Source organism: Type-E symbiont of Plautia stali, assembly GCF_059731115.1.
In genome coordinates this window covers 335,677-355,179 of record NZ_AP035906.1, presented here as the reverse complement: position 1 = coordinate 355,179, position 19,503 = coordinate 335,677, and the positions used below count along the sequence as shown (strand labels likewise).

General features: G+C 54.9%; 19 protein-coding genes. 3 read left to right on the top strand and 16 right to left on the bottom strand.

All coding sequences use genetic code 11. The features are described from left to right. Window positions 1-67 precede the first annotated feature (67 nt). Window positions 68-763, bottom strand: a complete 696-nt coding sequence (locus AC6I8L_RS01555; protein ID WP_058960056.1) for a pirin family protein — start codon at window positions 761-763, stop codon at window positions 68-70. Between the two features lie 362 nt (window positions 764-1,125). Here AC6I8L_RS01555 and AC6I8L_RS01550 point away from each other — a divergent pair, with 362 nt between their 5' ends. Then, the gene (locus AC6I8L_RS01550) at window positions 1,126-1,617 is read left to right on the top strand and encodes a GNAT family N-acetyltransferase (protein WP_058960055.1); all 492 of its coding nucleotides are present in this window, start codon (window positions 1,126-1,128) and stop codon (window positions 1,615-1,617) included. 67 nt (window positions 1,618-1,684) lie between these two features. Here the strand turns inward: AC6I8L_RS01550 and ggt are convergent, their stop codons facing one another. Next, entirely contained in the window at window positions 1,685-3,436 is a 1,752-nt protein-coding gene (gene ggt, locus AC6I8L_RS01545; protein ID WP_058960054.1) for a gamma-glutamyltransferase, read from the bottom strand. Window positions 3,437-3,638: 202 nt separating this feature from the next. On the opposite strand from ggt, the gene AC6I8L_RS01540 reads away from it, so the two are divergent. Continuing rightward, complete coding sequence (locus AC6I8L_RS01540; RefSeq protein WP_058960053.1) at window positions 3,639-3,917, top strand: DUF2756 domain-containing protein; 279 nt, start codon at window positions 3,639-3,641, stop codon at window positions 3,915-3,917. On the opposite strand, the gene ugpQ is transcribed toward AC6I8L_RS01540, so the two are convergent. The 10 genes from ugpQ to AC6I8L_RS01490 all read right to left on the bottom strand — a co-directional run bounded on the left by ugpQ (window position 3,914) and on the right by AC6I8L_RS01490 (window position 14,122). Further along, entirely contained in the window at window positions 3,914-4,657 is a 744-nt protein-coding gene (gene ugpQ / locus AC6I8L_RS01535) for a glycerophosphodiester phosphodiesterase (RefSeq protein WP_058960052.1), read from the bottom strand. The genes AC6I8L_RS01540 and ugpQ overlap by 4 nt on opposite strands. Then, window positions 4,654-5,727 (bottom strand): sn-glycerol-3-phosphate import ATP-binding protein UgpC, encoded by a 1,074-nt coding sequence (locus AC6I8L_RS01530; protein WP_058960051.1) that lies wholly within the window; start codon window positions 5,725-5,727, stop codon window positions 4,654-4,656. Before AC6I8L_RS01530 ends, ugpQ begins: the two co-directional genes overlap by 4 nt. Further along, the gene (ugpE, locus tag AC6I8L_RS01525; protein WP_034827014.1) at window positions 5,728-6,573 is read right to left on the bottom strand and encodes a sn-glycerol-3-phosphate ABC transporter permease UgpE; all 846 of its coding nucleotides are present in this window, start codon (window positions 6,571-6,573) and stop codon (window positions 5,728-5,730) included. Continuing rightward, complete coding sequence (ugpA, locus tag AC6I8L_RS01520) at window positions 6,570-7,457, bottom strand: sn-glycerol-3-phosphate ABC transporter permease UgpA (RefSeq protein ID WP_058960050.1); 888 nt, start codon at window positions 7,455-7,457, stop codon at window positions 6,570-6,572. Before ugpA ends, ugpE begins: the two co-directional genes overlap by 4 nt. A gap of 61 nt (window positions 7,458-7,518) precedes the next feature. Continuing rightward, window positions 7,519-8,835, bottom strand: coding sequence for a sn-glycerol-3-phosphate ABC transporter substrate-binding protein UgpB (ugpB, locus tag AC6I8L_RS01515; protein WP_058960049.1), 1,317 nt, complete (start codon window positions 8,833-8,835; stop codon window positions 7,519-7,521). Window positions 8,836-9,163: 328 nt separating this feature from the next. Further along, window positions 9,164-9,877, bottom strand: coding sequence for a high-affinity branched-chain amino acid ABC transporter ATP-binding protein LivF (livF, locus tag AC6I8L_RS01510; protein WP_034827030.1), 714 nt, complete (start codon window positions 9,875-9,877; stop codon window positions 9,164-9,166). A gap of 1 nt (window position 9,878) precedes the next feature. Further along, a complete protein-coding gene (livG, locus tag AC6I8L_RS01505; RefSeq protein ID WP_034827032.1) occupies window positions 9,879-10,646 on the bottom strand; it encodes a high-affinity branched-chain amino acid ABC transporter ATP-binding protein LivG in 768 nt (255 codons plus the stop codon). Further along, entirely contained in the window at window positions 10,643-11,914 is a 1,272-nt protein-coding gene (locus AC6I8L_RS01500) for a high-affinity branched-chain amino acid ABC transporter permease LivM (RefSeq protein WP_058960048.1), read from the bottom strand. Before AC6I8L_RS01500 ends, livG begins: the two co-directional genes overlap by 4 nt. Then, window positions 11,911-12,837 carry a high-affinity branched-chain amino acid ABC transporter permease LivH gene (livH, locus tag AC6I8L_RS01495; RefSeq protein WP_034827036.1) on the bottom strand — a complete coding sequence of 309 codons (927 nt, stop codon included), beginning with the start codon at window positions 12,835-12,837 and terminating at the stop codon, window positions 11,911-11,913. Before livH ends, AC6I8L_RS01500 begins: the two co-directional genes overlap by 4 nt. Before the next feature lie 157 nt (window positions 12,838-12,994). Further along, window positions 12,995-14,122, bottom strand: coding sequence for a branched-chain amino acid ABC transporter substrate-binding protein (locus tag AC6I8L_RS01490; protein ID WP_058960047.1), 1,128 nt, complete (start codon window positions 14,120-14,122; stop codon window positions 12,995-12,997). Between the two features lie 404 nt (window positions 14,123-14,526). On the opposite strand from AC6I8L_RS01490, the gene panM reads away from it, so the two are divergent. Further along, entirely contained in the window at window positions 14,527-14,913 is a 387-nt protein-coding gene (panM, locus tag AC6I8L_RS01485; protein WP_058960046.1) for an aspartate 1-decarboxylase autocleavage activator PanM, read from the top strand. Window positions 14,914-15,060: 147 nt separating this feature from the next. Here the strand turns inward: panM and rpoH are convergent, their stop codons facing one another. The 4 genes from rpoH to ftsY all read right to left on the bottom strand — a co-directional run bounded on the left by rpoH (window position 15,061) and on the right by ftsY (window position 19,448). After that, on the bottom strand, window positions 15,061-15,918 hold the full coding sequence (gene rpoH, locus AC6I8L_RS01480; RefSeq protein WP_058960045.1) for an RNA polymerase sigma factor RpoH: 858 nt from the start codon (window positions 15,916-15,918) through the stop codon (window positions 15,061-15,063). Between the two features lie 239 nt (window positions 15,919-16,157). Beyond that, complete coding sequence (gene ftsX, locus AC6I8L_RS01475) at window positions 16,158-17,144, bottom strand: permease-like cell division protein FtsX (protein WP_058960044.1); 987 nt, start codon at window positions 17,142-17,144, stop codon at window positions 16,158-16,160. Continuing rightward, window positions 17,134-17,802, bottom strand: coding sequence for a cell division ATP-binding protein FtsE (gene ftsE, locus AC6I8L_RS01470; RefSeq protein WP_034827061.1), 669 nt, complete (start codon window positions 17,800-17,802; stop codon window positions 17,134-17,136). Before ftsE ends, ftsX begins: the two co-directional genes overlap by 11 nt. Before the next feature lie 5 nt (window positions 17,803-17,807). Beyond that, window positions 17,808-19,448: a signal recognition particle-docking protein FtsY gene (gene ftsY / locus AC6I8L_RS01465; RefSeq protein ID WP_058960043.1), complete on the bottom strand. Its 1,641-nt coding sequence runs from the start codon at window positions 19,446-19,448 to the stop codon at window positions 17,808-17,810. Window positions 19,449-19,503: the final 55 nt, after the last annotated feature.

The following is a 19,503-nucleotide window of genomic DNA, read 5'->3' as shown; positions in this document are numbered from 1 at the left end:
CGGACAACGCGACAAAAAAAGTAAGGTCGCCATTAATGGCGACCCAATAGGTTTCATCGGCATGCCGTTACACCGGCGGCAGATCAAACAGCAGAATCTCTGCATCGCTGTCAGCGGTGATGCTCAGCGCGCTTTCATCCCAGATCGCCAGCGCATCACTGGTGCCGACCTGTTCGCCGTTTACGCTCACCAGGCCTTTCACCACCTGAATCCACACACGACGTCCCGCTTCAACCGCCACCGCGTCAGTTTCGCCTTCGGCAAACACCCAGCGCGACAGGGTCATGTCCTGGAACACTTTCAGCGATCCTTCACGCTCATCCGGTGACAGGACAAACTGGCGACCTTTCACATCCTCGAAGCGGCGCTGCGCATAGCGTGGCTCAATGCCTTTGCGCTCTGGAATGATCCAGATCTGATACAGATGCAGCGGATCTTTGTCACTGGCGTTGTACTCTGAATGGCGCACGCCAGTACCGGCGCTCATGATCTGGAACTCACCTGCCGGGATCTGCTCTTTGTTGCCCATGCTGTCTTGATGTTCCACGGTGCCAGACAACACATAGGTCAGGATTTCCATGTCTTTATGCGGATGGGTACCAAAACCCTGGCCGCCATCAATCACGTCTTCATTGATAACGCGTAAGGCCGAGAAGCCCATAAAGTTGGCATCGTAATAATCGGCGAAAGAAAACGTGTGCCAGCTATCGAGCCAACCGTGATTGGCGTGACCGCGTTGCTCTGCTTTGCGTACGTAGATCATGTTCAATTCTCCTCAATGTTTTTTACAGTGTGTTCCTGAGAGAGATTGATTGATAGCTGAAAAACTTCACGCCTCTGTTCAAAAATGCTGAACGTTTTGACGGTGATCGGACAAGGGAGATGAAAGAGGCAAATAGCAGGCAAAAAAAAGCCAGCACCCGAGCTGGCTAAGAAACACTGGAAGCAATGTGAGCAATGTCGTGCTTACCCGGTAGTCAGGAGACGTTCCCGGTCCGCATGACAATAATAATCATTATCATTCGCGTCTGTAAACCCCTTTTGAGAATTATTTTCGATTGACGCATCGTGAGAATTCCTTGATGTTAAAGGGGATTTTATTCACTTTGCACAAGGAGTCGCTTTATGAGTCAGATCGTCATTCGCCACGTAATCCCAGAAGATGCTGCTGCACTAACACGTCTCTACAGCCAACCGGAGACGCAGGCGAATACATTGCAACTGCCACACCAGTCACCCACGCTATGGCAGGAACGCCTTAGCAATCCACGTCCGGGTGTGCATATGCTAGTGGCAATGATTGACGATCAACTGGCTGGGCAAATCACGCTAGAAGTGCAATCTGTCGCACGACGTCGCCATGCCGCTACCTTTGGCATGGGCGTTGATCCCGCCTTTCACCGTCGCGGCGTAGGCTCGGCGCTGATGGCCGCAATGATTGACCTGTGTGACAACTGGCTACAAGTGACACGAATCGAGTTAACCGTGTTCGCTGATAACCATAAAGCGATGGGTCTTTATCAGAAGTTTGGCTTTGAGATCGAAGGGACGGCGAAGCGTTTTGCCATGCGCGACGGCGAGATGATTGATACGCATTACATGGCGCGATTGAAATAACTTGCGCGATGAATCGCGCCGCTACAACTCGTACTGAGGCGGTAGCGGCGCACTTTATTACGCTAAATTAATACCCGGCACTCAAATCATCCACCGAGCGCGGATCCGAAGCACCGTAACGCATGCCGTCCGGCCCAATCATAATGCTCTGCGTGCTGCCCATCGCGGGCATCACTTTGACATGCTGACCTTTAGCTTCCAGCAAACGCAGCGTATCCGGGCTAAAGCCTTTCTCCACGCGCAACTGATCCGGCAACCACTGATGGTGGAAACGCGGCGCATTGGTGGCTTCCGCCACGTTCATACCAAAATCGATGCTGTTCACCACCATTTGCAGTACGGTGGTGATGATACGGCTGCCACCAGGGCTGCCCGTCACCAGCCAGGTTTTGCCGTCTTTGGCAATGATAGTCGGTGACATCGATGACAATGGACGTTTAGCCGGTTGCACCGCATTCGCCTCGCCGCCCACTAAACCATACACGTTTGGTGTGCCCGGCTTAGCGGAGAAGTCATCCATTTCGTTGTTCATCAGGATACCGCTCTGCCCGGCGACAATGCCGCTACCGAAATAGGTATTCAGCGTGTAGGTCACGGCGACCGCATTACCGTCTTTATCCACCACCGAGAAGTGGGTGGTTTGATTACTTTCGTACGGCTCAAGCTTACCCGGTTTGATTTCGCTGGAAGGACGCGCTTTGTTGACGTCAATCTGCTGCGCCAGGGTTTTGGCGTAGGCTTTGCTGGTCAACGCCTGCTGCGGCACTTTGACGAAATCAGGATCGCCAAGGTATTCCGAGCGGTCGGCATAAGCGTATTTTTCCGCTTCCGCCATCACCTGCATAGCGTCCGCACTGCCAAAGCCCCACTTCGCCAGATCAAAGTTTTCGAGGATATTCAGGATCTGCACGATGTGAATCCCACCTGAAGACGGTGGCGGCATTGAGAACACTTCATAGCCGCGATAGGTGCCGCTGACCGGTTTACGCTCTACCGCACGATAGGCGGCCAGGTCCGGTTTGCCAATCAATCCGCCATGCTGTGCCATTTCTCCAGCGATCTCATCGGCAATTTTGCCTTTGTAGAACGCATCCGGCCCTTGTTGAGCAATCAGTTGCAGGCTGTGCGCGAGGTTTTTCTGCACCAGACGCTCACCTTTTTGATACGGCTTGCCGTCTGCCTTGTAGAAAATCGCCCGGCTGTTGTCGTGATTGATCAACGTCTCTTTGCCGTAGGTCGCCAAATCGTCCGCCAGCGCATCGTTAACGATGATGCCCTCACGCGCCAGTTTAATCGCCGGTGCCAGCAGTTTACTCAGCGGCAGCGTACCGTATTTTTGTGCCGCCAGCGCAAAACCAGCAACAGTGCCCGGTGTGCCCGAGGCTAAATGGGACGTGAGCGACAGTTTAGGGTCAGCATTACCCTGCTTATCGAGGAACATATCGCGTGAGGCACGCGCTGGCGCCATTTCACGAAAATCGATCGCCGTGGTGCGTCCCGAGGCGGTACGCAGCATCATAAAGCCACCACCGCCGAGATTACCTGCTTGTGGATGAGTGACGGCTAATGCGAAGCCCACTGCAACGGCCGCATCCACGGCATTACCGCCCTGCTTCAGAATATCGACGCCCACCTGGGTGGCTATCGCATCCACCGACGCCACCATACCGTGCTGCGCCTTCACCGGATGGAAGGTGTCACTGTCCACGCCGTATGACACCGGTGGCGCGCTGGCGGGCGCAGCAAACGCCCCCTGTACCACGGTAAAACTCATCAATAATGCCCAGCCAACCTGACGCACGCTGCCCTTTAGTCTCATTTGCGATCTTCCTTTGCGATTATTTACATTTGTTATTTTTTGATGCAAGTGTTTGCAAACACGATAAAAAGCGTAGCAGTAAGCCAAATTCGGCGCACTCCTGGTTCAGGACTTTGTGACATCGCATAAACTTATGACAGCAGCCTTGGTTGCCAGATCATCGGTAACCACACACAGCAGGCTGCATTAATGGAGGAAGACCATGAAGAAATGGCTAATTGTGATTGCCGCATTGCTGCCACTGAGCGGCATGGCGAACATGCTCAACAATACGAATGAGCCTTTTAAACCCGGCTATAACCCGAGCCAGCAGCGGATGCAAACGCAGATGCAGGTTCAGCAACAGCAGCAGCAGCAAAAACTGCGTCAGGATCAGCAGCAGCAGAATCAGGAATTACAGCGGAAAATGCAGGAGCGAAGGGATAGCGCCCAGCAGCGCATGATTCAGCAACAGCCGGGCCAGCAGCAAAACCAGAATTAACGGAAGTCGGGACCGATAATGTCGATGCGGTCAGTACAGATGGCATCGACGCCCCAGTTCAGCAGCTCGCGCGCTCGCGCGGGCTGATTCACCGTGTACACCAAAATATGCAATCCGGCGGCTTTCAGCTGCGCGGTGCGTTCGGCATCCAGCAGTTTGTGATTGAGATGGATAGAGACGCAATCCAGCGCGCTCGTCAGCGCCAACCAATCTTCGCGCCACTCATCCAATAGCAATCCGCGTGGCAACTCAGGCACCGCCTGCATTGCCGCTTCCAGTGCTTCATAAGAGAAGGAAGACAACAGTGGCGCGGTCTGCCCCTGCCACAGTTCTCGCGCGGCCAACGCCACATCGCGTCCGGTTTCCACCTCTTTGCCGGTGGTCGGCTTGATCTCAACGTTCGCCATCATCTGATGCTGGCGGCAGCGATCGGCCACGTCACGCAGCAGCGCCAGCGGCTCGCCTTCATACTCACGGCTGTACCAACTGCCCGCATCCAGCTGCGATAGCTTACTCCATGAGAGATCGCCCGCCACACCCCAGCCGTTGCTGGTGCGATCCAGCGTATCGTCATGCAGCAGGAACACCTGTTTATCATCCGACAGCTTGGCATCAAACTCGATCATGGTATGACCGTACTGCGCACCGACATCTATCGCCGCCAGCGTATTTTCCGGTGCCAGTTTACCGCCGCCGCGATGGGCGACGATCTGTGGGTATGGCCAATTTTCTACACTCATTCCAGACGCTTTCCATGGGTTGAATCGAAGAAGTGTAACGCATCTGGCGGCAGTTGCAGCCATAAGGTGCTGCCCGATTGCGGACGTTCACTGTGCGGCAAACGCACCACCAGACGGGTATTACCGATGCGGCCGTGCGCGAGATTATCCGCACCCAGCATCTCCAGCGTATCGACCACTAATGGAATGCCGCCCGCTGCTTGCGAGCTGAGCACCAGATGCTCAGGACGGATGCCCAACGTAAGGGGACGATTCGCCCACTTCGCTTTGCTCTCGCCCAATGGCAAGCTATTAAGCGCATCGAGCGTAAAGCGCGTGCCGTCGCTGTTGATCTGGCCTGGCAGCAGGTTCATTGCCGGTGCACCGATAAACGACGCTACAAACTGGCTCGCCGGACGCTCATACACTTCCACCGGCGTGCCGACCTGCTCGACTACACCTTTGTTCATCACCATCACGCGCTGGGCCAACGTCATGGCTTCTACCTGATCGTGCGTCACATACAGACTGGTGGTTTTCAGGCGACGGTGCAGTTGTTGCAGCTCAAGACGCATCTGCACACGCAGGCGCGCATCCAGGTTCGACAATGGCTCATCGAACAGGAACACCGCTGGTTCACGCACGATGGCGCGGCCCATTGCCACACGCTGGCGCTGTCCACCGGAAAGCTCACGCGGACGACGTGACAGCAGGTGATCCAGTTCCAGACTGCGCGCGGCTTCCATTACGCGTTGATCGATCTGCTCTTTACCCATGCCGCGAATTTTCAGGCCGTAAGCCATGTTTTCGCCCACGGTCATATGCGGGTAAAGCGCGTAGTTCTGGAATACCATGGCGATGCCACGATCTTTCGGTTCCATATTGGTGACGCGCTTGTCGTCGATATAGATATCGCCGGAAGTCACACGTTCCAGCCCCGCTACCATGCGCAGCAACGTCGATTTGCCGCAGCCGGAAGGGCCCACCATCACCATAAACTCGCCATCATTGATGGTGATATTCAGTGGCTGAATGATCTGATTTTTGCCGTCATACGATTTGGTGACGGTCTGAAGGGTTACGCCTGCCATTTATTTATCACTCTCCACCAGGCCACGCACAAAGGCACGTTGCATCACGAGTACCACCACCACCGGTGGGATCAGGGTTAATAACATTGCCGCCATCACTTCGTTCCACTGCGTCGGCCCACCGCTGGTGTTGATCATACTTTTCACCCCGGCGACCGCCGTGCTGAGACTGGGATCGTTGATGATCAACAGCGGCCACAGATACTGGTTCCAGCCGTAGATAAAGGTGATCACGAACAGCGCCGCGAGGTTGGTCTTTGACAGCGGTAAAACGATATCCCAGAAGAAGCGCATCGGGCTGGCACCATCAATACGCGCCGCCTCAATCAACTCATCCGGCAGCGACATAAAGAACTGGCGGAACAAGAAGGTCGCGGTGGCCGAGGCCATCAGCGGCAAGGTTAAACCGCTGTAGCTATCCAGCATGTGCAGGTTGGAAATCACCTCCACCGTGGGGAAGATACGCACTTCTACCGGCAGCATCAGGGTGATGAAGATCAGCCAGAAGAACAGCGAGCGCAACGGGAAACGGAACCACACCAGTGCAAACGCGGAGAGCATCGATACCGCGATTTTACCCACCGTAATGCCGAGCGCCATGATCAGGCTGTTGAGCATCATCATGCCAAAGGCCGGACCGCTGCCGTTGACGCCCTGGGTCCAGATGCGTGAAATGTTGTCCCACAGATGTGTGCCGGGCACTAAGGTCATCGGCACCTGATACACCGCTTCGTTATCCAGCGTGGCGGCGACTATCGCCACGTACAGCGGGAACAGAATGGTCAGGACACCGAGCACCAGCAGGGTATGGCTGAAGATGTCCAGCCCGCGTCGATTCTCAATCATTGGTATTGCACCTTACGCTCGACAAAGCGGAATTGCAGGATCGTCAGGCCAATCACCAGCAGCATCAGCACCACGGATTGCGCGGCAGAGGACGAGAGATCCAGACCGGTAAAGCCTTCGCGATAAATTTTGTAGATCAGCGTGGTAGTGGCCTGCACCGGACCGCCGCCGGTCGCGGCATCGATCACCGGGAAGGTGTCGAAGAAGGCATACACCAGGTTGACGACCAGCAGGAAGAAACTCACCGGGGTGATCAGCGGCAGTGACAGATTGAAGAAACGGCGCACCGGTCCAGCACCGTCAATCGCCGCCGCTTCCACCAGCGATTTGGGGATCGACTGCAGTGCGGCAAAGAAGAACAGGAAGTTGTAGCTCATCTGCTGCCAGATGGATGCCAGCACGATCAGGAACATCGCCTGACCGCTGTTTTGCGCGTAGTTCCAGTTATAGCCAATCTGGTTCAGCAGATGGCTGAACAGGCCGAGGCCAGGGTTGAACAGGAACATCCACAGCACGGCAGCGACCACCGGTGCAACGGCGTAAGGCAGCAGCAATAGCGTTTGGTACAGTTTTTTCAGACGCACCACGTAGTCGACCAGCGCCGCCAGCAGCAGCGAGAAGGTCATGCCGCACACCGTAACCAGTGCGCTGAATTCGATGGTGGTCCAGAAAGAATCCAGGTAATAGCTGTCGCTGAACAGGCGTTTGAAGTTATCCAGCCCGACGAAGGTGTTGGAAATACCAAAGGGATCGATACTTTGCAGCGAATACCACAGCGCTTCACCGGCCGGCCACAGGAAGAAAATAGCAGTAATGACCAGCTGTGGTGCCACCAGCAAATAGGGCAAAAAACGGGAGCGAAAAACGGGGCGTGATGAGGACATAGCAGACTCGCCAAAAGAGAAATCGGGGCTGACGCCATGCGCCAGCCCCGAGACAACGGAATTACTTCACTTGCTGTTCAAAACGACGCAGCAGTTCGTTTCCGCGCTTCACAGCGTTATCCAGTGCAGCCTGTGGAGCCTGTTTGCCCGTCCACACGCCTTCCAGCTCTTCGTCCACAATGGTACGAATTTGTGGCATGTTGCCCAGACGCATGCCTTTGGTGAACGGCAGTGGATCTTTGTTCAGCATCTGACGCGTGGCGATGTCTGCGCCTGGGTTCTTGTCATAGAAGCCCTGTTGCTTGGTCAGCTCATATGCAGCAGTGGTGATTGGCAGGTAACCGGTCTTCTGGTGCCATTCTGCGGCGATTTCTGGCTGAGCCAGGAACTTCATGAACTCTGCTACGCCCTTGTAGGTGTCGGCATCTTTGCCTTTCATCACCCACAGGCTCGCGCCGCCGATGATGGCGTTCTGCGGTGCGTTAGGCACAGTTGAGTCATAAGGCATCATGCCGACGCCGAAGTTGAACTTAGCGTAATGCTTGATATCCGCCAGAGAGCCGGAAGAAGCCGTGGTGATGCCGCAATCGCCGTTGTAGAACTTCGCGGTGGATTCATCTTTACGACCGAAGTAGGTGAAATCACCCTTCTTGTTCATGTCTTCCAGCATCTGGATATGGCGAACCTGCACCGGCTTGTTGAACTCCAGTACCGCGTCAGTGCCATCGAAGCCGTTGTTTTTGGTAGCCACTGGCAGTGCATGCCAGGCGCTGAAGTTTTCGATTTGAATCCAACCCTGCCAGCCGCTGGCGTAACCACAGGTCATGCCCGCTTTACGCAGTGCGTCGGCGTCTTTTGCCAGTTCCTGCCAGGTTTTAGGCGGCTGGACTGGGTTCAGACCGGCTTTCTTGAAGGCATCTTTGTTGTAGTACAGCACTGGGGTTGAGCTGTTGAACGGCTGAGAGATCAGCTGGCCATTGCTGTCGCTGTAATAACCTGCAACCGCTGGCACGAACTGTTTTGGATCCATCTGCACGCCCGCGTCTTTGAACACGTCATGCACAGGCACGATAGCTTTTGAAGCCATCATGGTCGCCGTACCCACTTCGTAAACCTGCAGAATCGCCGGTGCTTTACCGGTACGCACAGCAGCGATACCCGCTGCCAGGCTCTGCTCGTAGTTACCTTTGTAAGTCGGTACGATTTTGTATTCTGGGTGAGCCTGGTTAAAACGTTGTGCCAGAGAATCGACTTCTTTGCCTAACTCGCCTTCCATTGAGTGCCAGAAAGGAATGTCAGTGGCAGCCAGCGCGTTACCACTGAGCGCCAGACCAAGCAAAACACTCATCAGGCGGGGACGAAGCGTAAAAGCGGACATAAGTTTTTTCCTGTGCTGTTAGGTACGCGCGATATCACGCATTTTTTTGTTCGCGAAGTAACATGACACGGGGAAATGACGGATTAATAACAGGTTTATGACGGGAATGTGACGGAGATTGCGCGTATTAGAAAGTTTAAAGTGGCACAAGTTATCTCAAACTAGAGCCACTGTTTAGACCGCCAGCGTTGCAGTCAGACCGCACCTTTTATCAGACCGTCGGCGGCGCAGCCAGATTGCGGGCGGACAGCGCGCAGCCACCGGAACGTACTCTTAGTACGTGAGGATGGCGAGCACTGCCCAACCGCAAGCTGGCAAGTAAGCCAGGTCAGGCGCCGAGGTAAGCGCTGCGTACCGCTTCGTTGGACAACAGCGCTTCACCACTGTCTTCCAGCACCACATGACCGTTCTCCAGCACGTAGCCGCGATCGGCGAGCTTCAGCGCCTGGTTAGCGTTTTGCTCCACCAGGAAAATGGTCATGCCCTCTTTACGCAACTGTTCAATCGTATCGAAAATCTGCTGAATAATAATCGGCGCTAAACCTAAAGAAGGTTCGTCGAGTAACAGCAAACGCGGCTGACTCATTAGCGCACGACCGATCGCCAGCATCTGCTGTTCACCACCGGACATGGTGCCCGCGCGCTGCACTTTACGTTCAGCCAGACGCGGGAACAGCTGATAAACCCGCTCAATGCGCTCCTGATACTGCTGGCGCGTGGCAAAGAAACCGCCCATCGCCAGGTTCTCTTCCACCGTCATCCGGGAAAACACGCGGCGGCCTTCCGGCACAATCGCAATCGCTTCACGCATGATTTTGGCGGTTTGCCAGTCGGTGATCTCTTTGCCGTCAAAGATAATAGTGCCACTGGTGGCACGCGGTTCACCACACAGGGTGCCAAGCAACGTGGTTTTACCTGCGCCGTTAGCCCCAATCAGGGTGACAATTTCACCCTGACTGATGTGCAGGTTGATGTTGTGCAGTGCCTGAATCGGGCCGTAATGGGCACTCACCCCTTGCAACGTTAAAATTGGGTTTGCCATATTACGCCTCACCTAAATAAGCACGGATCACATCCGGATTGTTACGCACTTCTTCCGGCGTACCGTTAGCCAGCGGCGTCCCCTGGTTCACCACATAAATGCGGTCAGAAATCCCCATCACCAGCTTCATATCATGTTCGATTAACAGCACCGAGACCTTATGCTCACCGCGCAGTTCGGCAATCAGTTCGTCCAGTTCGTGGGTTTCGCGTGGGTTAAGTCCTGCGGCAGGCTCATCCAGCATCAGGATTTCCGGACGTGTCACCATGCAGCGCGCAATCTCCAGACGACGCTGCTGGCCGTAAGCGAGGTTGCCCGCCTGCCGATTGGCCAGCTCCAGCAGGCCGATGCGATCCAGCCAGGTGGCAGCACGATCCAGCGCTTCACTCTCCCCGCGACGGAACGCCGGGGTTTTGAACAGGCCGGAGAACACGCCACTTTTCAGGTGCTGATGCTGCGCGACCAGCAGGTTTTCAATCACCGTCATCTCACGGAACAGTCGCACGTGCTGGAAAGTACGCACGATGCCCATACGCGCAATCTTCTGGCCTGGCTGGCCCTGCAACTCCTGATCGCGCAGTTTGATGGTACCGCCGGTCGGCTTGTAAAAACCGGTCAGGCAGTTGAACACCGTGGTTTTACCGGCACCGTTCGGCCCGATCAGTGACACGATTTCCTGGGGATGCAGTTCCAGCGCCACATTGTTGACGGCCAACAGCCCGCCAAAGCGCATCATCAAGCCTTCAACGGCTAACAAAGGCTGACTCATGCCTGCTCTCCTTGTTTACTGCTTTTCAACTTCAGGTGTGGACGCTTCATCGGCAACAATCCTTGCGGACGCCAAATCATCATCAGCACCATCAAACCACCCAACACCAGCATGCTGTACTCGTTCAGATCACGCATCAATTCGCGCGACACCACCAGCAGCACGGCCGCGAGGATCACCGCAAACTGCGAACCCATCCCGCCCAGTACCACAATCGCCAGTACAAAGGCTGATTCGACAAAGGTGAAGGATTCCGGGCTAACAAAGCCCTGACGTGCAGCAAACAGCGTGCCGGCAAAACCGGCGAACACGGCGCTGATGGTGAAAGCGGTCAGCTTGATGCGCGTTGGGCTAAGTCCCAATGAACGACAGGCGATCTCATCTTCACGCAGCGCTTCCCACGCACGGCCTAATGGCATACGCAGCAATCGGTTAATCACGAACAAGGTCAGCACCACCAGCAGCAGCGCCACCAGATAGAGGAAGATTACGCGATGATTAGGATCGTACTGCAGGCCCGTTAGCTCATGGAAAGTGGTCCAGCCGCCTTCACTGACGCGACGCCCAAACTCAATGCCAAACAGGCTTGGTTTCGGAATCTGCGCGATACCGTTTGGACCGCCGGTGATCGAGGTGCTGTTGAGCAGCAGAATACGCACGATCTCACCGAAGCCGAGCGTCACAATCGCCAGATAGTCACCGCGCAGGCGCAGTACCGGGAAGCCGAGCATCAGGCCAAACGCACCGGCGACAATCCCCGCCAGCGGCAGGCTTTCCCAGAAACCAAAACCGTAATAGTGATTGAGCAGCGCAAAGGTGTAAGCGCCGATGGCATAGAAACCACCGTAGCCCAGCACCAGCAAACCAGACAGGCCGACCACCACGTTGAGGCCGAGACCGAGCATCACGTAGATCAGCGTTAATGTGGCGATATCGACACTGCCGCGCGACACCAGAAACGGCCACAGCACCGCAGCAACAATCAACAGCGCCATCACCAGCTTTTGCTTTGGCGTCGAACCATCGAAGCCCGGCAGCACAAAGCCTTTACCGCTGCGTTTGAACTTTCCATGGAACAGCGGGCGCAGCAGCTGGAAGACAAAAACCACCGCACAGCCGATGAAAATCCAGTTCCAGCGCGCCGCGCCAGCGTTAGCCACCACCAGTTTGGTGCCATCAAGATCAAGACGGACGCCCATAAAGAAAGTGGCGAGAATCAGTAACATCACCGTTGAAATCACGGCATTGACCAGACCGAGGCGTTTCATACTTTCTCTACCTCCGGACGGCCCAGAATGCCGGTCGGCATCACCAGCAGCACCACAATCAGCAGCGCGAATGACACCACATCTTTGTATTCGGTCGACAGATACGCCGAGGTCAGCGCTTCAGCGATACCGAGCACCAGACCACCAATCATCGCGCCAGGAATACTGCCGATGCCGCCCAGCACCGCAGCGGTAAACGCCTTCATCCCGGCCATAAAGCCGATGAACGGGTTAATAGAGCCGTAGAACTGGCCGAGCAGCACGCCCGCCACCGCCGCCATCGCCGCACCAATAATGAAGGTCAGTGAAATCACGCGGTCAGTGTTAATCCCCAGCAGACTGGCCATTTTCAGGTCTTCCGCACAGGCGCGGCAGGCGCGGCCCATACGTGAATAACGAATAAACAGCGTCAGGGCCAGCATCGAGAGGAAGGTCACGACCCAAATCACCAGTTGCATGGTGGAGAGCGTGGCAGCAAAGCCGTTGCTCTCGCCCAGCGTCCACTGGCCGGTAATCAGGCTTGGCAACGCCAGATCGCGCGAACCTTGCGTCAGACTGACGTAGTTCTGCAAGAAGATCGACATCCCGATAGCGGAGATCAGCGCGATCAAACGCTTCGAGGATCGCACGGGTTTATACGCCACGCGCTCAATGCTCCAGCCGTAGGCGCTGGAGATGATCACCGCCATCACGAACCCGGCGGCAATCATCAGCCACGTGGTATCGATACCCATCATCATCAGGGCGGCAATCACAATAAAGGAGACATAACTGCCGATCATATACACCTCGCCATGGGCGAAGTTGATCATGCCGATGATGCCGTAAACCATGGTGTAACCAATGGCGATCAGCGCGTAAGTGCTCCCGAGGGTGACCCCGTTGAACATCTGCTGAATGAAATAGAGAAACTGCTCGGACATAGTGAGGACCTGCATGTGGACTAAAAATCCCCTCTCCCTTTTGGCAGAGGGTTAGGGTGAGGGAACAGGCGCGCGGGATCTCATCAAGACGGTACGCGCTGTCCCTCCCCCAGCCCTCTCCGGCAAAAGAGAGGGCCAATCTATTTAAGGTTGGGAATTACTTAACAGCGGTAGAGGAACCGTCTTTGTGCCATTTGAAGACACCAAATTCGAAGCCCTTCAGGTCGCCTTTCTGATCCCAGTTCAGGTTGCCCATCACCGTTGGAACCGCTGCGCCTTCTTTCAGATTCTTAGCAATCGCATCAGGCTCATCGCTCTTACTGCGCTCGATACCGGCCACCAGTGACTGAATCGCGGCATAAGTCGTCCAGACGAACGGACCGGTTGGATCTTTACGGTTAGACGCGGTATTGGCTTTGATGGCTTCAACAATCGCCTTGTTCTCTGGCAACTGGTCATAACGTTTCGGCAAGGTGACGTACAGGCCTTCAGATGCATCACCGGCGATGTTAGACAGTGAGGCGTTGCCTACACCTTCTGGTCCCATGAAGCCAGCAGTCAGACCGGCTGCTTTTGCCTGACGCAGAATCTGGCCCAGCTCTGGGTAGTAGCCACCGTAGTAAACGAAATCGACGTTTTCTTTCTTCAGACGCGCAATCAGCGTAGAGAAATCTTTATCGCCCGCGGTGATACCTTCGAACAGCACCACATTGCCGCCTTTGGCTTTCAGGGTTTTCTGCACCGATTCGGCCAGTCCTTGACCATACTGCTGCTTATCATGCACCACAGCGATACGTTTTGGTTTGATCTCATTGAGAATGTAAGTTGCAGCGGTTGGACCCTGATCGGAATCCAGACCGGTAGTACGCAGCACATCCGCATAGCCACGCGCGGTCAGCTCTGGTGCGGTTGCCGCTGGGGTGATCATCAGAATGCCTTCATCGTTATAGATGTCGGAAGCAGGCTGAGTAGAAGAGGAGCACAGGTGGCCGATCACATACTTGATGCCGTCGTTAACCACTTTGTTGGCCACTGCAACCGCTTGTTTCGGGTCACAGGCGTCGTCATATTCCACGCCAACCAGTTTGTCACCGTTCACGCCACCTTTGGCGTTGATGTCCTTAATGGCTTGCGCTGCACCGGTGAACTGCATATCACCGTATTGTGCAACCGGACCAGTTGCTGCGCCAACGATGGCAATCTTGATATCTTTCGCCAGTGCCGCGTGGCTCAGCGCCAGCGCAACGCAACCCGCCAGTAATGCGCGTCCTTTACTCATTTTCATGCGAACTTCCCCATCTGTTGTGTCGTGTGTCGTTGTGTTTGGTTTATTTTCTGCCAGTCAAAGAGGAAAACTGATTCAAGAATAATGAGTTAGCGCTCTTTTCTGGCATTTATTGGTAATAAGGCTTTATTTTTCAGGTTATTAAACAGGAACTTTCTTCTGTAAATCAACTGACATATTCAGTATTAGTCGCGTGGAACAGCAGAATCATCTGGTTTATCTGGCCGTAATTTAGTCAGGTTACCAGGGCTTTATGCTGGCTTTTTCAGCAATCATTGATGCCTTCCTCCACAATCCTGGCAAAGTGGCTGGCATTTGACCTATTTTCATCGCAAAAAAGTGACAGCACGCTGACTGTCTAAATTCGCTACACTATGGCATTTCTGGCAGTACAGGTAAGGGTAATGAAGCTCACTATTCAGCGAATCACCGCACTCACGCCGCAGGACCGGTTGGATTTAGCTAAAGTCTGGTCGCAGATCGATATTTCGCAACTTGAGGCTGCATTAAGCGAGACGCAGCGGTTGTATGCGGCAAGGTTTAACGATCGTCTGTTGGGCGGGTTGCAGCTGGAGATTTGTGGCACGCAGGGGAAGATTTCACACCTCACCGTGCGCGAAGTGACGCGCCGCCGTGGAGTCGGGCAATATTTGCTGGAAGAGACTATCGCGCAGAATCGCGCGCTGGCAGATTGGTGGGTAGCCGATGACGGCGACGACGATCAGAGTGTTCGCGCGGCCTTTATGCAGGCCTGTGGTTTTCGCGCGCAGGCCGATGGCTGGGTGCGCTAATTATTGCGGACACGTAACGGCGCGATTTATCGCGCTGGTCTTAAGAATCTGGGTTGGTAACAGATGCGCAATACTTTGCGCGGCTATGGACTTCGGGCAAATAAAAAGGGCGACTATAAAGTCGCCCCGTTTTTCACCTGATGGTTATCAGGCTTCAATCGCCATACGCAGTTTCTTCATGGCGTTCTTTTCCAGCTGACGCACACGCTCTGCAGAGACGCCATATTTGTCGGCCAACTCCTGCAGCGTGGTTTTGTTCTCATCATCCAGCCAACGGGCGCGGATGATGTGCTGGCTGCGCTCATCAAGGCTCAGCATGGCATCGCTCAGCTTATCAGCAGCGTGCGCATCCCAGTTATCCTCTTCAATGCCATCGGCAAAGTCTGAGGTTTTATCCTGCAGATAGAGTACCGGTGCCATCGGCTTACCTTCGCCAGCTTCGTCATCCGAAGACATGTCGAAAGTCATATCCTGCGCGGCCATACGAGATTCCATCTCGAGGACATCTTTGCTGCTCACGCCCAACTCGCGCGCAACCATCTCCACTTCATCCTGATTGAACCAACCAAGACGCTGTTTGCTTTTACGCAGATTAAAGAACAGCTTGCGCTGGGCTTTCGTGGTCGCGACTTTCACGATACGCCAGTTACGCAGCACGTATTCGTGAATCTCTGCTTTGATCCAGTGCACGGCAAATGACACAAGACGCACGCCAACTTCAGGGTTGAAGCGACGCACCGCCTTCATCAGGCCGATGTTACCTTCCTGAATCAGGTCCGCCTGTGGCAGGCCGTAACCGGAGTAGTTACGAGCAATATGAACAACAAAGCGCAGGTGAGACAGGATCAGCGTCTTCGCTGCATTCAGATCGCCCTGGTAATGCAGTTTCTCCGCTAATGCCTTCTCCTCTTCTGCCGTTAATACCGGCCAGTTGTTGGCAGCCCGGACGTAAGATTCCAGGTTACCCAGAGGCGCAATCGCTAAAGTTTGCATTTCTTTGGTCATTCAAACCCTCACAAATTCAATGGACTTGCTGCGCGGTGTTTTGCGCAGACGTTACATTATGTCAACGTCGCGAAAAAACCAAAAGCAATCTGTGCTACTTGGACGACAAAGTTATCCACAAGTTCAATATTAGCAGTGAATATTTTACACACAGATGACGGCGGGGAAAATAGGAAGATTCCTCTGCTCCCAGATCGTCGGCAGCAGAGGAAGAGTATATCAAAAAACGTTGCTGTTGGTTACTGCGGCGTAAATCGGCGTAAATGTTGTACAGTGGCTAACCATGCGGCAACCCAGCCAATAATGGCGGCGATGAGCAGCAGTAGCAGCCCTTCGTCCCAGGAAAAACCTTCAAGAACAAAGGTGGTGCCAAACACCGTCGCCACCTGCGCTACGACTGATTGCAGACGCAGTACCAGCACTTCGGACAGCAGCAGTGAAAGCACTGCACCACTGAAACCTAACAGCGCGCCGCCATACAGGAACGGACGCAAGATAAAGCCGTCGGTGGCACCAATCAGCTTTTGCACGTTAATGGTATCGCGACGGGCAAAGATGCTCAGGCGCACGCTGTTACCGATCACCAGGAACACCGCCACCACCATTAGCAGACCAATCATCGAAGCGATTTGCCCTACCAGCCCGGTCAACGCCGCTAAACGGGCAAACCAGCTGTCATCCATGCGCACTTCATCCACACCCTGCACTTTTGACACGCGGTCGCGCAGGTTAGCCATAGTGTCTGAATTCTGGAAATTCAGTTTCGGCGTGATGATGGCCACGGCAGGCAGCGGGTTTTGCTCCAGCATGTCCATTGAACCGCCGAAACCAGACCAGTTGCGGAACTCATTCAGCGCTTCTTCACGGGTCAGATAGTTAACGTTATCCACACCATCTAACTTTTTCAGCTCAGCAGCGACATTCTCAGCCGCCGTATCATCCAGCGCTTTATCCAGATACACCGTCAACTGCGGTGCCGGATACCACTGCGTCGCCGCCTGGCTGACGTTTTTCCACACCATATAGCAGACGCTCGGCAGCGTCAGCGAGATGGCAATCACCATCACGGTCAGCAGCGTGGCCAGCGGCTGACGCCACATATCCGAGAGCGTACCGCGCAGCGCATAGCGCCACTGCTCCTGCCAGCCGCCTTTCAGCGCCTTACTTTTTGAAGGCGCCTTCGCCGCCTTCGGCGCCGCTGGGCGCTTATTGCGTTTATTGACCATCATGGCCTCCGTGCAGGCGTCCCTGATTCAGCGTCATCAAGCGGTAATTGCGGCGGGCAATCAGCCCGGTGTCGTGCGTCGCCATTAAGACGGTCACACCAACACGATTGAACTCTTCAAACAGGCGCAGAATGTCTTCTGACAGGGCATCATCCAGATTACCGGTGGGTTCGTCCGCCAGCAGCACCGCAGGTTTGTTCACCACCGCGCGGGCAATACCCACACGTTGCTGTTCACCACCAGAAAGCTGGATCGGATAACTCTTCGCTTTGTCGAGCAAGCCGACTTTATCCAGCGCTGCCGATACACGGCGACGAATATCTTCACCACTGGCGCCGGAAATGATCAGTGGAATCGCCACGTTGTCATAGACCGAACGATCCATCAGCAAGTGGTGATCCTGGAAAATCATCCCGATCTGACGTCGCAGGAAAGGCACTTCGCTGCGACGCAGACGTGAAATATCGTGGCCGCTAAACCAGATTTGCCCGGCGCTCGGGCGCTCAATGCCACAAATCAGCTTCAGCAAGGTACTTTTCCCTGCGCCGGAGTGGCCGGTCAAAAATGCCATTTCGCCGGGGCGAAGATGGAAATCCACTCCCTGCAGCGCCTGACGTCCTCCCAGGTATGCTTTACTGACCTCTTCAAAGCGAATCATCCCAATCATTCCTCTCGGGCAAACAGTGCCTCAATAAAGTCTGCGGCCTTAAACGGCCGTAAATCCTCGATGCCTTCCCCGACACCGATATAACGAATCGGAATGCCAAACTGATCGGCAACCGAGAAGATCACACCACCTTTGGCGGTGCCGTCGAGCTTGGTCAGCGTGATGCCTGTCAGTCCCACCGCTTCATGGAACAGTTTGGCCTGGCTAACGGCGTTTTGCCCGGTGCTGGCATCGAGGGTTAACATCACTTCATGTGGTGCATCCTCATCCAGCTTTTTCATCACGCGGGTGATTTTTTTCAGCTCTTCCATCAGATGGGCTTTGTTCTGCAGGCGACCAGCGGTATCTGCAATGAGTACATCGACGTTGCGTGACTTCGCGGCCTGAATGGCGTCGAAGATAACGGAAGCCGAGTCAGCACCCGTATGCTGAGCCACCACAGGAATGTTGTTACGCTGACCCCAGACCTGAAGCTGTTCCACTGCTGCTGCACGGAAGGTATCACCCGCCGCCAACATCACTGATTTGCCCTGAGCCTGATATTGACGCGCCAGCTTACCGATAGTGGTGGTTTTACCCACACCGTTGACGCCTACCATCAGGATAACAAACGGCGTTTTGCCGCCCACATCCAGTGGCTGATCAACCTTTTCCAGAATGCCGGCCATTTCACTTTTCAGCAGGCCGTAAAGTGCTTCAGCATCACGCAGCTGTTTGCGGTTAGCCTGCTGCGTCAGATTGGTGATGATGCGGCGCGTGGTCTCTACACCCACATCAGCAATCAGCAGCTGCTCTTCCAGCTCTTCAAACAGGTCATCATCGATTTTTTTGCCGCGGAACAGGCTAACAAAGCCAGAACCGAGGTTTTCTCGGGTTTTGACCAGGCTGCGCTTGAGGCGAGCAAAGAAGCCCTCTTTGGTCGGACGATCCTGCTCCTGCGTGACCAGCGGCGCTGCGGCCAGCGGTAAATCGCTGACGGTATCCTGCGCTTCGGCTTCAGCGTCTTCCGCATAGGTTTCGGCTAACGCCAAGGCTTCAAGTTCTTCGTCGCTTAACGCGTCGTCTTCCGATTCAACGGCTGCTGCTTCGATTTCCGGCTCATGCTGCGCAACGAGTGGCTCAACAGCCGCTTCCTCGATCTCTGGCTCATGCTGCGCAACCACTGGCTCAACGACCGCTTCTTCGATCTCTGGCTCGTGCTGCGCAATCACTGGCTCAACGACTGCTTCTTCGATTTTCGGCTCGTACTGCGCAACTACTGGCGCAACGGACGCTTCTTCGATCTCCGGCTCGTGCTGCGCAGCAGGCGCTTCAACAATCAGTTCTTCTGCCTGAGGCTCTTCTTCGACAGGTGCTACGTCCGGATGGATTTCCTCCTCCGGTAGCACTTCCTCTTCAATTGCCGTGATCGGCCCGGACACCACCGCTTCCGGCTGTGCCCGTTGTTCTTCGGCTACGTGCTCAGTGACGGCAACCGTCTCTTCCGCCTGCGCTTCGGCGCTTGCTAACGCGCTCTCTTCAGCGATCGGCTGTTGCGCCGCTTCGGCCGGTTGCTGCTCTTCCGCAGGCTGCTGCTTCTCTTCTTCTTTGCCAAAGCCTAGCCAGGAAAAAAAGCCACGTTTTTTCTCTTTTGCCATTGTGTAACCACACTCCTCGATGGCTTATTCCCGGTAGCACGCTGTTCCCAGGGGA

Bases quoted from the DNA above. Each gene is read 5' to 3' on its own strand.
- livG (WP_034827032.1), bottom strand. From the start codon at position 10,646: ATGAGTCAGCCTTTGTTAGCCGTTGAAGGCTTGATGATGCGCTTTGGC.
- ftsY (WP_058960043.1), bottom strand. From the start codon at position 19,448: ATGGCAAAAGAGAAAAAACGTGGCTTTTTTTCCTGGCTAGGCTTTGGC.
- AC6I8L_RS01555 (WP_058960056.1), bottom strand. From the start codon at position 763: ATGATCTACGTACGCAAAGCAGAGCAACGCGGTCACGCCAATCACGGT.
- ugpQ (WP_058960052.1), bottom strand. From the start codon at position 4,657: ATGAGTGTAGAAAATTGGCCATACCCACAGATCGTCGCCCATCGCGGC.
- livF (WP_034827030.1), bottom strand. From the start codon at position 9,877: ATGGCAAACCCAATTTTAACGTTGCAAGGGGTGAGTGCCCATTACGGC.
- ggt (WP_058960054.1), bottom strand. From the start codon at position 3,436: ATGAGACTAAAGGGCAGCGTGCGTCAGGTTGGCTGGGCATTATTGATG.
- AC6I8L_RS01550 (WP_058960055.1), top strand. From the start codon at position 1,126: ATGAGTCAGATCGTCATTCGCCACGTAATCCCAGAAGATGCTGCTGCA.
- AC6I8L_RS01530 (WP_058960051.1), bottom strand. From the start codon at position 5,727: ATGGCAGGCGTAACCCTTCAGACCGTCACCAAATCGTATGACGGCAAA.
- AC6I8L_RS01500 (WP_058960048.1), bottom strand. From the start codon at position 11,914: ATGAAACGCCTCGGTCTGGTCAATGCCGTGATTTCAACGGTGATGTTA.
- livH (WP_034827036.1), bottom strand. From the start codon at position 12,837: ATGTCCGAGCAGTTTCTCTATTTCATTCAGCAGATGTTCAACGGGGTC.
- panM (WP_058960046.1), top strand. From the start codon at position 14,527: ATGAAGCTCACTATTCAGCGAATCACCGCACTCACGCCGCAGGACCGG.
- ftsX (WP_058960044.1), bottom strand. From the start codon at position 17,144: ATGGTCAATAAACGCAATAAGCGCCCAGCGGCGCCGAAGGCGGCGAAG.
- ugpB (WP_058960049.1), bottom strand. From the start codon at position 8,835: ATGTCCGCTTTTACGCTTCGTCCCCGCCTGATGAGTGTTTTGCTTGGT.
- AC6I8L_RS01490 (WP_058960047.1), bottom strand. From the start codon at position 14,122: ATGAAAATGAGTAAAGGACGCGCATTACTGGCGGGTTGCGTTGCGCTG.
- rpoH (WP_058960045.1), bottom strand. From the start codon at position 15,918: ATGACCAAAGAAATGCAAACTTTAGCGATTGCGCCTCTGGGTAACCTG.
- ftsE (WP_034827061.1), bottom strand. From the start codon at position 17,802: ATGATTCGCTTTGAAGAGGTCAGTAAAGCATACCTGGGAGGACGTCAG.
- ugpE (WP_034827014.1), bottom strand. From the start codon at position 6,573: ATGATTGAGAATCGACGCGGGCTGGACATCTTCAGCCATACCCTGCTG.
- AC6I8L_RS01540 (WP_058960053.1), top strand. From the start codon at position 3,639: ATGAAGAAATGGCTAATTGTGATTGCCGCATTGCTGCCACTGAGCGGC.
- ugpA (WP_058960050.1), bottom strand. From the start codon at position 7,457: ATGTCCTCATCACGCCCCGTTTTTCGCTCCCGTTTTTTGCCCTATTTG.